Raw genomic sequence first — 12,739 nt, forward strand, 5'->3', positions numbered from 1 at the left:
TCATGCGCACTCTCGCGGTAGCCACCGCACTGACCCTGACCTTGTCCCTGTCCGCGTCGCCCGCTTCGGCGGCCACAACGCCCTACCTGCCCGCCCCGACCGGCCACCAGCCCGTCGGCGTCACCACACTGTCCGTCAAGGACACTTCGCGGCCTGACCCGTGGGTGCCGTCGGTGCCCTACCGGGAGCTGATGGTCTCCGTCTTCTACCCGGCGACCTCGGCGAACGGGCCGAAGAAGCAGTACATGACCCCGCTCGAGTCGGAACGCAACCTCGAGCGGCAGAACATCCCGGGCCTGCCGCTGGACGTCTTCAGCACGGTCCGGACGAACGCCGTCGTCGACGCGCGACCGGCCGGGCGGTGGCACAGCCTGCCGCTGGTCGTGCTGTCCCCGGGCTGGACCCAGCCCAGGGCAACGCTCACCGCGCTGGCCGAGGACCTCGCCAGCCGCGGGTACGCCGTGGCGGCGATCGACCACACCTACGAGAACCGCGCGACGACCTTCCCCGACGGGCACGTCACCGGCTGCGCCGCCTGCGAGGTCGACGACCAGCCCGGCTTCTGGGAGAAGTTCGCGCAGGTCCGGTCGAAGGACACGTCGTTCGTGCTCGATTCCCTGCTGTCTTCGAAGTGGGGCGCGCTGATCGACCCGCAGCGGATCGGCATGACCGGCCACTCCGCGGGCGGCGCGATCACCACCCAGGCGATGCTGGCCGACCCGCGCATCCGGGCCGGAGCCGACCTGGACGGCAGCGTCCACGTCCCGATCCCGGCGTCAGGGCTCTCTCGGCCCTTCTTGTTCCTGGGCAGCATGGACGAATACACCCCCGGCGCGCCGGGTCCGTACGACGACTGGGAAACCGACTGGACCCACCTGACCGGCTGGAAGCGCTGGCTCATGGTGTCCGGCACGGTGCACCAGTCGTTCACCGACCTCGGCGTGCTCGCCGACCAGCTGGGTGTCGACCTCGGCGACGCGATCGACCCGTACCGCGCCATGACCATCACGCGGAACTACGTAAGCGCTTTCTTCGATCAGCACCTGCGCTGCCGTCCGCAAGCGCTGCTGACCGCGCCCTCGCCCGCTTACCCGGAAGTGACCTTCATCGGATGAGAATCAAGAGCATCATGGTCATCACCGCGCTCACCCTCGCCTTGACGTCGCCCGCCGCGTCGGCGGACCCGGCACTCACGCTGGCGAAACCGACCGGCGACCGGCCGGTCGGCACGACCGCCTTGCACCTCGAGGACACCTCCCGCGCCGACCCGTGGGTGCCGTCGGTCCCGTACCGAGAGCTGATGGTTTCCCTCTTCTACCCGGCGGTTCCTTCACCAGGACCGACGAAGCAGTTCATGTCCGAGGCCGAGGCGAAGGCCGTCTTCGACGAAGCCGGCATCACCGGCATCCCGCCATCGGTGATGACCACGGTCCGCACGGACGCCGTCGTCGACGCCCGCCCCGCCGGGCGTGGCCTGCCCGCCGTCGTCCTGTCCCCCGGCTTCAAGCGGCCCCGCGCCGAGCTGACGTCACTGTCCGAAGACCTGGCGAGCCACGGCTACCTGGTGGTCCTGGTCGACCACACCTACGAGAACGTGGCCACCACCTTCCCGGACGGCCGGGTCACCGGCTGCGCGGCCTGCGGCAACTACGACCTCGAGTTCTGGCAGAAGCTGCAGCGCGGCCGGGCGAAGGACGTGTCGTTCGTCCTCGACTCACTGGCGCGTTCGAAGTGGGCGCCGCTGCTCGACGGGTCCCGGATCGGCATGGCCGGGCACTCCGTCGGCGGCGCGAGCACGATCGACACCATGGAGACCGATCCCCGGATCAAGGCCGGGATCGACATCGACGGAACCACGGACGACCCGCTGCTCGCGCCCGGGCTGGACCGGCCGTTCCTGTTCCTGGGGCGGGCGAACACCTACACGCCGGGCACCGGCGACGAAGCCGCGTCCTGGGAGCGGGACTGGGCACAGCTCAAAGGCTCGAAGCGCTGGCTCACCGTGGCCGGGATGCAGCACCCGTCGTTCACCGACATCGGCCTGGTCGGCGAGCAGCTGGGCATCGACTTCGGCGCGACCACCCCGGCCGCGCGCGGCCAGGCGATCACCGCGGCGTACGTCCGGGCGTTCTTCGACCAGCACCTGCGCGGCAAGCCGCAGCCGTTGCTGGACCAGCCGTCCACGCGGTATCCGGAAGTCGCCTTCGCCCGGACGTCGACGCCGTACCTGCCCGCCCCGACCGGGGACCGGCCGGTGGGCAGCACAGCGGTGTACCTGAAGGACACTTCGCGTCCGGACCCGTGGGTACCTTCGGTCCCCTACCGGGAGCTGATGGTCACCCTCTTCTACCCGGCAGCTTCGGCCAAGGGGCCCAAGACGCAGTATCTGACGGCGGAGGAGTCGGCGGCGCTGCTGCAGGGCAGCGGCCTCGATGTGCCCTCGGACCTGCTCACGACGATGGTGACCAACTCGGTGGCCGACGCCCGGCCCGCCGGGCGCGGGCTGCCGCTGATCGTGCTGTCACCGGGCTACACCAAGCCCCGTGCCACGCTCAGCGCGCTGGCCGAAGACCTGGCGAGCCACGGGTACGCCGTCGCGGTGGTCGGCCACACCTACGAGAACGCCGGTCAGAGCTTCCCGGACGGGCACTTCGCCGGGTGCGCGTCCTGCGAAGTTCCGCACGAAACGGCGTTCTGGCAGAAGCTGGAACTGGGCCGGGCCGCCGACGTGTCCTTCGTGCTGGATTCGCTGATGCATTCGAAGTGGGCGCCGTTGATCGACGGTTCCCGGATCGGCATGGCCGGGCACTCCATGGGCGGGGCGAGCACCATCCCCGCGATGGTCGCCGACAGCCGGATCAAGGCCGGGATCGACATCGACGGGACGACCGAGCTGCCGCTGACCGCACCAGGGCTGTCGCGGCCGTTCATGTTCGTCAACCACAAGCAGGTGCCGAAGTGCGCGCCGGGGAACGTGCCGTGGGAACGGGACTACGCGCAGATGACCGGGTGGAAGCGGTGGATCGAGGTGGCGGGCACGCAGCACGCGTCCTTCACCGACGTCGGGTTGCTGGCCGAGGAGTTCGGCGTCCCCATCGGCCCGAACGCCGCGGTGCGGGCGCAGGAGATCACGCGGACGTACGTCCGGGCGTTCTTCGACCAGCACCTGCGGGGAGAGTCACGACCGGTGCTCGATCAGCCGGGCTACCCGGAAGTCTCGTTCTGCCGGTGAAAAGGGCACGGCGGAAGCGGCACTGGGGGTGCCGCTTCCGCCGTCTTTCAGTGGTCGAGACCGAGGAACGAAATCGCGTACGCCAGCTGACCGGTCATCGGCAGGGAGTGCCCGACACCGGCGATGCTGACGCCCTCCACCGTGGCCTGGGTAGTCGTGTTGCCGTACCGCGTGCGCGTCCACGACGACTGCGGGTGATCGGTGAACGCCGGTGTCTGGCTCAACCCGTTCAGGTTGGTCCACTGCTTGATCTCTTCACCGAAGTTCGGGTACGACAGCGTGGTGTCGGTGGTGCCGTGCCACAGCTGCATCCGCGGGTAGCGGCCGGTGTAGCCCGGGTACATCGACCGGGCCAGATCGCCCCACTGCTGCGCGGTCTTGATCGACTTCCCGCCCGAGCAGGTGCTGTTCCACAGCGAGCCGTTCGTGGTGGCGAAGCACCCGGCGGGCACGCCGGAGAACGCCGAAGCCGCCGCGAACACGTCGGGGTACTGGGCGGCCAGCACGTTCGTCATCATCGCCCCGGAGGAGAACCCGCTGACGACGACCCGCGCCGGGTCGACGTTGTAGCGGGACTTGGCGTAGGAGACCATCGACATGATCCCGGTCGAGTCCCCGCCGCCGCCCCGCCGCAACGCGTTCGGCGTCGAGACGTCGAAGCACTTTTCGCTGCGGGTCGCTTCCGGCAGCACGATGACGTACCCGTACCGGTCGGCCGCGGTGACGTAGTCCTTGCCGTTCCAGCCGAAGATCGAGCTCGCCGAGCCGCCGCAGTAGTGCACCAGCACCAGCATGGCGGGCCTGGCCGCCACCCGGTCGGGGACGTAGACGTACATGTTCAGGTTCGTCGGGTTGTTGCCGAAGCCGGTCACCCTGGTCAGCGCCGCCGCCTGGGCGGGCGAGGCCAGGCCGGTGACCATGACCACCAGTGCCAGGAGGACACCGAGCATGCGTTTCATCTTGGATCTCCCTCACGCCGCACTAGGAATGCTTGTCCCGCTTCATTTCGTTGCCCGGGCCGCCGGACCGGCGGTCGCCGCGGCGAGTTCCCCGGTGGCCGCGGCGGCACGCGGGTTGCCGATGCTGCCCGGGACCGACCGCAGGGCGGTGTACCAGACGGTCGCCATCTTGTCGTAGCCGGCGGCGTTCGGGTGGACGCCGTCGCTGAGGTCGGCGGTGGACACCGCGCTGTGCATGTTCACCAGGTGCACGCGCTTGCCGGCGTTCACCTTGCCCTGCACGATCCCGGGCAGGGCGTTGTTGAACGTCCGCACGGCGGCGTCCCCGCTCGCCCACCCGATCGGGATGAGCTGCGCGACGAAGACGTCGGCGTTCGGCGCGGCGGCGGTGATGTGGTCGATCAGCGTGGACAGCCGGCCGGGCGCGCCGGCGACGTTGTAGTTCTGCAGCACGTCGTTGGTGCCGATGTGCAGCAGCACCGAGCGCGGGTTGTAGGTCCGCATCCAGCCGGTGGCGTTCGCGTCGATCTGGTCGATGCGCCAGCCGGGGTGCCCTTCGTGGTCGTGGTCCCACAGGCTGCCGGGCCCGTTGAACTGCGAACCGACGAAGTCGTTGGTGTAGCGGCCCGCGGCCAGGCGCTGCCACAGGCCGATCCGGTACCCGCCCGGCACGCCGGTGCCGTGGGTGATCGAGTCACCCAGCGGCATGATCCGCACGCCGCCGTTCGACTCCGCGTTCGCGACACCGGTCAGGCCGGTGAACGCGATCGCCAGGGCCGCCGCGGCGGCCAGGAACCTCTTCATCGTCCTCCTCCTCAGCAGGTCGGGTTGTTCTTGTTCGAGTCCCGCATCGCGATCACCGTGTTGTCGCCGGAGGAAAAGAGAAAGCAGCCGGCCGAATCGCAGAGCCTGGGGACAGGGAGAAGTGCGCCGGTGGCAACCGAAACTTTCGCCATCGGATCCGAAATTCGAAGAATTCCCGAAAGTTTCACTGACACTGTTAGCGAAAACATTCGATTGTCCGCAATAGCTTAAACCCGCACGGCACCGGATGACAACGTCTCGGCTACGCAGCGCAATACCGTTCGGGCGGACCGGCATCGATGACAGCACCGCGACCGGAAAGCGCTACCCGGCGAACGGGGGAACGGTCAGCGGCTGACCTCTCGAAGCCCGACGATCGGCAGCTGCCGCGCCATCCGGGCGCGCGCGGCGGCACTGCCGTCGTAAGGCCGGCCGAGGAGCTTGCCCAGCAAGCGGTGCAGGACCGGCCGCACCCACCGGTTGCGGTGCTCGTACCGGGCGAAGACCTCGACGGCTTCGGCTTCTCCCAGCACCCGGTGGCGCGGCACGAACCGGCGCGTTCCGACGACGACGCCGACCGGCGGCCGCGCCCGGATGTTGCGGAACCAGTCCGCGCCGGCACCCGACCCGGCGACGACGAAGTATTCGCCGTCGCGGACGCCGACGACCTCGAGCACCGTGCGGTAGGTCCGGCCCGACCGCCGCCCGAGGTGCGTCAGGCAGAGGAACCGCCGGCCCAGCAGCCACCCGAGCCCGTGGTCGTACAGCCAGACGGGCGCCCGGAACACGGCCCGCAGCACCCGCCCCGGCTTCACGCGCGCGCCGCCGTCATCCGGCGCGGCACCGCGGCGGCCGCGGGGATTTCCCCGGGACTCGGTGCGCGACGCAGCAGGAGCCGTCGACCGCGGCCACCAGCACCGCCGCCGCGGCGCCGGTGTACCCCTCGACCGAGCCGAGCACCGCCTGGACGGACGCGAAGTGGTCGCGCACGACGCTGGGCGTGACCTCCGCGCGCTCGGCTAGGACCCGGGTGCCGACCGCGGGCCGGCCCCGCTCCGGCACCGGTTCGAGGGCCGCCACGAGCGGCCGGCGCCGAGCTTCTTCACCACGGATCACCATCGAGGAAGGCATCCGGATCACCAGTTCGGGTGGGTGGTGACGCCGCCGTCGACGACGAGGTCGTGGCCGGTGATCCAGGACGCCAGCGGAGAGGCCAGGAACACGCATGCGTTGCCGACGTCGGCAGGCGTGCCCAAGCGGCCCAGCGGTGCCGCGCGGTGCCACCGTTCGACACCCTCCGGCCAGTCCTCGGCCAGCCCCGGCCGCGAGATCAGCCCGGGCGACACCGTGTTGACGCGGATCCCGCGCGGCCCGTACTCCAGCGCCGCACCGCGGGCGTGCATGACCAGCGCCGCCTTGGCGGCGGCGTAGTGGACGTGGCCGGGCGCCGGCTGCCGGGCCTCGATCGACGCGATGTGCGTGACGCTCCCGCCGCCGCCCATCAGCCGGGCCGCGGCCTGGGTGCAGGAGAACGCGCTCGTCAAGGTCGCCTCCAGCATGGCCCGCCAGCGCTGGACCGTCAGCCCGTCGAGGGCTTCGACCGGCTGGATGCCGGCGTTGTTCACGAGCGCGTCGAGCCGGCCGCCCCACTCCACGACGGCATCGAGCACGGCGTGGTCTTCGGTGAGCTCGGCGGCGAACGCGCGGGCCCGCCCACCGGCGGCTTCGATCGCCGCGACGACGTCGTCGGCCGCCCCGGGACGCCGGTGGTGCACCGCCACGGCCGCGCCCGCTTCGGCGAACCGGAGCGCGATCCCGCGGCCGATCACCCCGGAAGCGCCGGTGACGCAGGCGATCGTGCCGGACAGGTCGGGCAGGCCGGAAGCGGGAGGCACCAGCCGAGCGTAGCTGCGCACCCCGGGTCCGTCGTAAGTTGTGGGACATGGCCAAGACCCGGAAGTTCGCCGAACTGCTGCAGACGCAGATCCGCCACGAGTTCACCGCCGCCCAGCAGTACATCGCCCTGGCCGTCTGGTTCGACGCGCGCGACCTGCCACGGCTGGCCAAGCGCTTCTACCGGCAGGCGATCGAGGAGCGCAACCACGCGCTGGCGATGGTGCGCTACCTGCTGGACCGCGACGAGCCGGTGGCCATCCCGGGCAGCGACGAAGTGCGGAACGACTTTTCGAGCGTGCACGAAGCGATCGAACTGGCCTTGACCCAGGAACGCGCGGTCACCGCCGACATCGAGGCGATGGCGAAGGCCGCGCGGCTGGAGGAGGACTACCTCGGCGAGCAGTTCGTGCACTGGTTCCTGAAGGAACAGGTGGAGGAGGTGGCGCAGATGTCCACGCTGCTCACCGTCGTCGAACGGGCCGGCGGCAACCTGTTCGAGGTCGAGAACCACCTGTTCCGCGAAGCGGGCACGGAGATCGAGGACGCTCCGGACATGCCGCCGGTGGCGGGCGGGAAGCTCTGACGTGACCGGGCGCGCCGCCCGGCCGCCGGAGACGCCCCACCGGTGGCCGCGGAGCCAGGTGCGCCTTGCTGATCTCGTCCATCGGCGGTTTCCGGCTGCTAGAGTGAAACGTGTTCTAGTTCCGGGCCCGGGGAGCGCGATGTCCGAAAACCCGTTTCCGATCGTCGACGGCGTCCCACCCGGGCGGGCGCTGCTCGGCTCCCGGATCCGCGAGCTGATCGAGGCCTCCGTCTGCGTGCGCGACGACGAAGCCGACCTCGCCGCCGCGGCCGGCCGGGTGGAAGCCGTCACCAAGGCACTGCGCGCGGCCGGCGGCGCGAAGCCGTTGCTGCTCACCGCCCTCGACGGCGGGGGTCACCTGAGCATCAACAACCCCTTGGAAGGGCCGGGGAACCCGCTGGCGCCCCCGCTGTCGTGGGTGCGCGTGGGACCGGAGTCGGTGTGCGCCGACGTCCTCCTCGGCGCCGCGCACGAAGGGCCGCCCGGGCGCGTGCACGGCGGCTGGGTCGCCGCCGTCCTGGACCACGTGCTGGGCCGCGCCACCGCCGCGGCCGGCTTCCCGGGCATGACGGCGTCCCTGACCGTCGACTACCACCACGGGACGCCGTACGCCGTGCCGCTCACCGTCGAAGGGCGGCTCGTCCGCCGCGACGGCCGCAAGCTCCACGCCACCGGTGAACTCAGAGCGGGCGACCTCGTCTGCGCCACGGCGACGGCGATCCTGGTCCACTTCAGCGCCGACCGGTTCCCCGTGCCCACCGCCGCCACGAAGTCCGCGCCGGACTAGGGCACGAGCGTCGTGTGCCGGGGCGCCTCCGAACTCGACGTCGCCATCAGGACCGCGCAGATCGGGACCGCCATCGCCAGCGCCGCCAGCACGAACACCGGGAACAGGAAGGAGAACACCTCCGTGCCGACCGGGTCGGGGGCACCCGGGTCCAGGTGCAGGCGCACCGCCGCCATGCCGGTGTAGTGCATGCCGGTGACCGCCGCGCCCATCACCAGGCCCGCCGCCAGCCGGGGCAGGAGCTTGTCCAGCCCGACCGTGAACCACAGCGCCGCCGTGGCCGCGACCACGGCGATGACCATCGAGAGCGCCACCAGCGTCGGGTCGTAGCCGATCACGCCCTTGACCTGCACCGCCCACATCCCGGTGTAGTGCATGACGGCCACCGCGAGCCCGGTCAGCAGGCCGCCGAGCAGCAGCCGCTTCCATGCGAACCGGTTGCGGACGCCGAACACCAGCAGCCCGCAGAACACCGCCACCACCGACAGGATCGCCGACAGCGCCGTGCGCAGGATGTCGTACCGCACCGGCATGCCGGGCGTGGAAAAGCCGAGCATCGCGATGAAGTGCATGACCCAGATGCCGACGCCGCCGATGGACACCGCCGCGAGCACCAGCCAGGTGAGCCGGGCCCGCGGGCTGTCGGTGGAGCGCGCCTGCAGCGTGCAGGCGAGGCCGAGGGCGCAGCCCACCACCGAGGTGAGGTAGGCGAGCACGACGAGCCAGTTGCCCATCGCGAAGTCTTCGTGGTCCATGGGCATTTTCCGGCTCCTTCAAGCTTTGCGTGATCTGGGGGCGTGGTGCTCGGCGAGCGCGTGCTCGGCGGCGGCGATGAGGGTCTTCTTCGTCGACTCCGGCGAGCGCGCGTCGCAGGTGACGACCTCCACCGCGGCGGGGATCTTGAGGGCCTCGCGCACCTGCTCGGGCCCGTGCTGGCGGGTGTCCTGGAACTGGTTGATGGCGACCAGGAACGGCAGGCCGCGCGACTCGAAGAAGTCGATCGAGGCGAAGGAGTCCGCCAGCCGGCGCGTGTCCACCAGGACGATCGCCGCCACCGCACCGCAGACGAGGTCGTCCCACATGAACCAGAACCGGTGCTGGCCGGGCGTGCCGAAGACGTAGAGCACCAGGTCGTCGGCCAGGGTGAGCCGGCCGAAGTCCATCGCGACCGTGGTGGCGATCTTCCCCGGCACCGCTTCGGTCCGGTCGACACCGACGGCCGCGGACGTCATCATGGCTTCGGTCCGCAGCGGGTCGATTTCCGAGACGGCGCCGACGAACGTCGTCTTGCCGGCCCCGAATCCCCCGGCCACGACGATCTTCGCCGAGGTGATCCGGCCGCTTCGGGAAGCGTTGCCGTTGGCGGCAACGCTGGGGGAAACCCCGCTTTGAGAAACACTGTCAGAGCGCACGTAGTCCACTGAGGACCCTTTCGAGCAGGTCGTTCCGTTCGTCCCAGGAGGCGTCCGCGGTGAGCGTGTCGCGGATCGACACCTGGCCGGCGATGAGCAGATCGCCGATGAGCACCCTGGCCACGCCGAGCGGCACGCCCAGGTGGGCGGCGACCTCCGCCACCGACCGCTGGTGCAGGCACAGCTGCGTCACCGAGGCCAGGGGGTTGGTCGGGCTGAAGGGCGCCGTGCGGCCCTCCGCCGTCGTCTCCACGAGGGCTTCCACCGCCAGGTCGACCGTCGGCCGGGTGCGACCGGCGGTCCATGCGTAGGGGCGGGCCAGCGACGCCGCGTGCCGCCCACCCTCGCGTCGCCGGCCTTCGGTCACCGGGCCGCTCCCGGCGCGGCCGCGGGCCGAGCCGGGGTCTCGACCACCTTCCCGACCCGGTCCACCAGCAAGGTCATCTCGTAGCCCACCAGCCCGATGTCGCAGCCCGGGTTGGCCAGCACCACCAGGTTCGAGCCGTCGCCGACGTTCATCAGCAGCAGGAAACCCTGCTCCATCTCGATCACCGACTGCACCACCCGCCCCGCGGTGAACAGGTCGGCCGTGCCGAGCGCGAGGCTGGAGAGGCCGGACGCGATCGCCGAGAGCTGGTCGGCGCGGTCGCGCGGCAGGGTTTCGTTCGCCGCCACGAGCAGCCCGTCCGCCGAGACCAGCGCGGCGTGCGCCACGCCGGGCACCTCCTGGGTGAACGCCGACACCAGCCAGTTCCGGGACCTCTCGGCCACTTCCGCTCCTTCCTGCCGGGTGCTCATCGCTGCTCCGCCTCCGGCTCGCCCGAGACCCGGTGCCGGGCCGCGCGCATGCCGCTGTAGTGCCGGGAAAGGTTGTTCCGCACCGCGGCCGGGTCGCGGAAGGCCGGGTCCGGCGGCTGCGGCGCGCGCGGGGTGACCGAGCCCGGTGCGAGCTGCGCACCCGGCGTCCGGGCCGGCAGCCCGGAGTCGGTGAACTCGCTGTCGTCGAGGGTGCCGACCGCGGCTTCCGCGGCCTGGCGGACCGGGTCGGCCGGCGTCGCCCAGGTGCCGGGCCGGGCCGGCGTCGCCGGGACTTCGGCGAACCAGTGCGACAGCATCTGGTCGAAGATCGGCGTCGGCGGGTCCACCACCGGTGGTGGTTCTTCGGCGGGCCACCGCGGTTCGAGCTCGTGCCGGGCGGTGCCGTTGGCCGAGCCGTTGACCGCCGGGGTCAGCGTGGGCGGGACGGCCCGGGGCGGCAGGTCGACCAGGATCAGCACGCCCGGGACGTGCACGCTGGCGGTGATGCCGGCGCTCGCGGTCCGCGTGGTCGTGGGCCGCAGCCGGACGGTGATCCCGTGCGACGCGGCCAGCCTGCTCACCACGAACAGGCCCATCCGGCGGGTGGTCTCCGGGCTGACCGCGGCCCCGGCGGCCAGCCGGGCGTTCGCCGCTTCGAGGTCTTCGCGGGTCATCCCGAGCCCGACGTCGACGACCTCGATCAGCAGGCCGCCGTCGAAGCCGCGGTCGGCGGTGAGCACGACCTGCTCCTCCGGCGGGGACGACCGGATCGCGTTCTCCAGCAGCTCGGCGAGGATGTGCACGACGTCCGCCGCGGCCTCGGACTGCACCGAGCCGCGTGGCGCGTTGCCGAGCGAGACGCGCTGGTAGTCCTTGACCTCCGACGTCGCGGCTCGCAGCAGCTCGACCGTCGCGACCGGGCCGACGTCGCGGCGCACCGGCTTGCCACCCGCGAGGACCTGCAGGTTCTCACCGTTGCGCCGCAGCCGGGTGGCGATGTGGTCGATCTGGAACAGCTCGGCCAGCCGCTGTGGGTCCTGTTCGTCGGCTTCGAGGTCTTCGATCACCGAAAGCTGCAGCTCCACGAGCGACTGGCTGCGCCGGGACAGCGTCATGAACATTTCGCTGACCTGGATCCGCATCTCGGCCTGCTCGCCGACGGCCAGGCGGACCGCCTGCCGGTGCATGTCGTCGAAGGCCCGGGCGAGCTGCCCGATCTCCTCCTCGGAGTCGACCGGGATCGGCGCGGTCCGCCGCCAGTCGACCTCCTCGCCTTCGCGGATGCGTTCGATGGTGCCGGGCAGGCGGCGTTGCGCGGTGTCGAGCGCGGCGGCGTGCAGCCGCCGGATCGGGGCGACCACGGACCGGGCCACGGCGAGGGCGATGGCGAGGGCGCCGAGGAGCGAGGCGATCACCAGCGCGGTGTCGCGCAGCGCGTCGGACCGCGCGGTGTTGGTCTGCGCGCCGACCGCGTCCGAAAGCGTTTTCACCTGCTCGGCGAGGATGGTGCCGAGGACCGCGCGCTTCGCCTCGGCGCCCCCGGCACCAGGGCTGGTCGCCGCGGCGAACCGGGCGGCCGCGGCCCCGGCGGGCAGCGCGCGCCGGATCTGCCCGGTGAGCACGGTCTCCTCGGCCGCGGCGCGCTCGGCGGCGGCCGCCGAAGTGCCTTCGGAGCGGCCGGCCAATGCCTGTTGATCGGCGAGACTGGTCCTCAGCTGCACCAGCGATTCGGCGATGGCGGCCAATGCGCCGAGATCCCCATTACCGGCCTGCTCGACGATCCCGGCGGTCACTTCGCTGAGCGCGACCGTGAAGTCGTGGTAAGCCGCGGTTTTCGCGGCCGGCGAACCGGTCTGCTGCCGCAGACCGGCCAATTTACCCAGCTGATCTTCCAATGACCGCGACAGCTCCGGGCTGAGCTGGGAAAAGGCGGCGTCGTGGCGGACGACGGCGGCTTTCTCGTCGACCGCAGCGGTCTGGTCGGCCGCGCCGTCGTGGATCATCTCCTCGTCGACCAGCCCGGCGAGTTCGGAAATCCCTTGCACGACCGGCATTTGGTCGCGGACAGCGCTGAGGCCGCCCGCCCGGGCGAGTTCGGCCTGTACCCGGCCGCCCGCCAGCAGGAGGGCGACCAGGACGGGCAGCAACAGGACTACGGAGATCTTGGTGCGCAACCGCCAGCTACCGGGATTCCAGGAGGCGACGGAACGGCGGGACGAGGGTTCTTCTTCTTTCATCGGTGGCGTGGCTCGATTCGTACCGGTGGCC

General features: G+C 71.2%; 14 protein-coding genes. 4 read left to right on the plus strand and 10 right to left on the minus strand.

Translation table 11 applies throughout. From position 1 onward, the window contains the following. The first annotated feature begins 2 nt into the window (after positions 1-2). Positions 3-1,115, plus strand: a complete 1,113-nt coding sequence (locus QRY02_RS26810; RefSeq protein WP_285985614.1) for an alpha/beta hydrolase family protein — start codon at positions 3-5, stop codon at positions 1,113-1,115. After that, positions 1,112-3,232, plus strand: a complete 2,121-nt coding sequence (locus QRY02_RS48700) for an alpha/beta hydrolase family protein (RefSeq protein ID WP_353067995.1) — start codon at positions 1,112-1,114, stop codon at positions 3,230-3,232. The genes QRY02_RS26810 and QRY02_RS48700 overlap by 4 nt, the downstream gene beginning before the upstream one ends. Before the next feature lie 47 nt (positions 3,233-3,279). On the opposite strand, the gene QRY02_RS26825 is transcribed toward QRY02_RS48700, so the two are convergent. From QRY02_RS26825 to QRY02_RS26845, 5 genes are all read right to left on the minus strand, one after another. Further along, a complete protein-coding gene (locus tag QRY02_RS26825; protein WP_285985615.1) occupies positions 3,280-4,191 on the minus strand; it encodes an extracellular catalytic domain type 1 short-chain-length polyhydroxyalkanoate depolymerase in 912 nt (303 codons plus the stop codon). 42 nt (positions 4,192-4,233) lie between these two features. Beyond that, complete coding sequence (locus QRY02_RS26830; RefSeq protein ID WP_285985616.1) at positions 4,234-4,995, minus strand: SGNH/GDSL hydrolase family protein; 762 nt, start codon at positions 4,993-4,995, stop codon at positions 4,234-4,236. Positions 4,996-5,342: 347 nt separating this feature from the next. Then, positions 5,343-5,810, minus strand: coding sequence for a nitroreductase family deazaflavin-dependent oxidoreductase (locus QRY02_RS26835; RefSeq protein WP_285985617.1), 468 nt, complete (start codon positions 5,808-5,810; stop codon positions 5,343-5,345). A gap of 13 nt (positions 5,811-5,823) precedes the next feature. Further along, positions 5,824-6,126 (minus strand): TetR/AcrR family transcriptional regulator, encoded by a 303-nt coding sequence (locus tag QRY02_RS48920; protein WP_502874134.1) that lies wholly within the window; start codon positions 6,124-6,126, stop codon positions 5,824-5,826. Between the two features lie 5 nt (positions 6,127-6,131). After that, positions 6,132-6,890: an SDR family NAD(P)-dependent oxidoreductase gene (locus QRY02_RS26845; RefSeq protein ID WP_285985618.1), complete on the minus strand. Its 759-nt coding sequence runs from the start codon at positions 6,888-6,890 to the stop codon at positions 6,132-6,134. A gap of 47 nt (positions 6,891-6,937) precedes the next feature. Here QRY02_RS26845 and QRY02_RS26850 point away from each other — a divergent pair, with 47 nt between their 5' ends. Both QRY02_RS26850 and QRY02_RS26855 read left to right on the plus strand, forming a co-directional pair. Beyond that, positions 6,938-7,474 (plus strand): ferritin, encoded by a 537-nt coding sequence (locus tag QRY02_RS26850; protein WP_285985619.1) that lies wholly within the window; start codon positions 6,938-6,940, stop codon positions 7,472-7,474. Positions 7,475-7,613: 139 nt separating this feature from the next. After that, entirely contained in the window at positions 7,614-8,261 is a 648-nt protein-coding gene (locus tag QRY02_RS26855; protein ID WP_285985620.1) for a PaaI family thioesterase, read from the plus strand. Here the strand turns inward: QRY02_RS26855 and QRY02_RS26860 are convergent. The 5 genes from QRY02_RS26860 to QRY02_RS26880 form a co-directional block, all read right to left on the minus strand. Continuing rightward, positions 8,258-9,016 carry an MHYT domain-containing protein gene (locus tag QRY02_RS26860; RefSeq protein ID WP_285985621.1) on the minus strand — a complete coding sequence of 253 codons (759 nt, stop codon included), beginning with the start codon at positions 9,014-9,016 and terminating at the stop codon, positions 8,258-8,260. The two genes, QRY02_RS26855 and QRY02_RS26860, sit on opposite strands and share 4 nt — an antisense overlap. A gap of 18 nt (positions 9,017-9,034) precedes the next feature. Beyond that, positions 9,035-9,574, minus strand: a complete 540-nt coding sequence (locus tag QRY02_RS26865) for a GTP-binding protein (RefSeq protein ID WP_285993923.1) — start codon at positions 9,572-9,574, stop codon at positions 9,035-9,037. A gap of 88 nt (positions 9,575-9,662) precedes the next feature. Next, entirely contained in the window at positions 9,663-10,040 is a 378-nt protein-coding gene (locus QRY02_RS26870; protein ID WP_285985622.1) for a DUF742 domain-containing protein, read from the minus strand. Then, on the minus strand, positions 10,037-10,471 hold the full coding sequence (locus QRY02_RS26875) for a roadblock/LC7 domain-containing protein (protein WP_043776520.1): 435 nt from the start codon (positions 10,469-10,471) through the stop codon (positions 10,037-10,039). Before QRY02_RS26875 ends, QRY02_RS26870 begins: the two co-directional genes overlap by 4 nt. Beyond that, positions 10,468-12,645 carry a HAMP domain-containing sensor histidine kinase gene (locus QRY02_RS26880; protein ID WP_502874274.1) on the minus strand — a complete coding sequence of 726 codons (2,178 nt, stop codon included), beginning with the start codon at positions 12,643-12,645 and terminating at the stop codon, positions 10,468-10,470. Before QRY02_RS26880 ends, QRY02_RS26875 begins: the two co-directional genes overlap by 4 nt. Positions 12,646-12,739 lie beyond the last annotated feature (94 nt).

Source organism: Amycolatopsis sp. DG1A-15b (assembly GCF_030285645.1).
In the GTDB taxonomy this organism is placed as follows: Bacteria; Actinomycetota; Actinomycetes; order Mycobacteriales; family Pseudonocardiaceae; genus Amycolatopsis.

Bases quoted from the DNA above. Each gene is read 5' to 3' on its own strand.
- QRY02_RS26830 (WP_285985616.1), bottom strand. From the start codon at position 4,995: ATGAAGAGGTTCCTGGCCGCCGCGGCGGCCCTGGCGATCGCGTTCACC.
- QRY02_RS26850 (WP_285985619.1), top strand. From the start codon at position 6,938: ATGGCCAAGACCCGGAAGTTCGCCGAACTGCTGCAGACGCAGATCCGC.
- QRY02_RS48920 (WP_502874134.1), bottom strand. From the start codon at position 6,126: ATGCCTTCCTCGATGGTGATCCGTGGTGAAGAAGCTCGGCGCCGGCCG.
- QRY02_RS26825 (WP_285985615.1), bottom strand. From the start codon at position 4,191: ATGAAACGCATGCTCGGTGTCCTCCTGGCACTGGTGGTCATGGTCACC.
- QRY02_RS26875 (WP_043776520.1), bottom strand. From the start codon at position 10,471: ATGAGCACCCGGCAGGAAGGAGCGGAAGTGGCCGAGAGGTCCCGGAAC.
- QRY02_RS26810 (WP_285985614.1), top strand. From the start codon at position 3: ATGCGCACTCTCGCGGTAGCCACCGCACTGACCCTGACCTTGTCCCTG.
- QRY02_RS48700 (WP_353067995.1), top strand. From the start codon at position 1,112: ATGAGAATCAAGAGCATCATGGTCATCACCGCGCTCACCCTCGCCTTG.
- QRY02_RS26860 (WP_285985621.1), bottom strand. From the start codon at position 9,016: ATGGACCACGAAGACTTCGCGATGGGCAACTGGCTCGTCGTGCTCGCC.
- QRY02_RS26855 (WP_285985620.1), top strand. From the start codon at position 7,614: ATGTCCGAAAACCCGTTTCCGATCGTCGACGGCGTCCCACCCGGGCGG.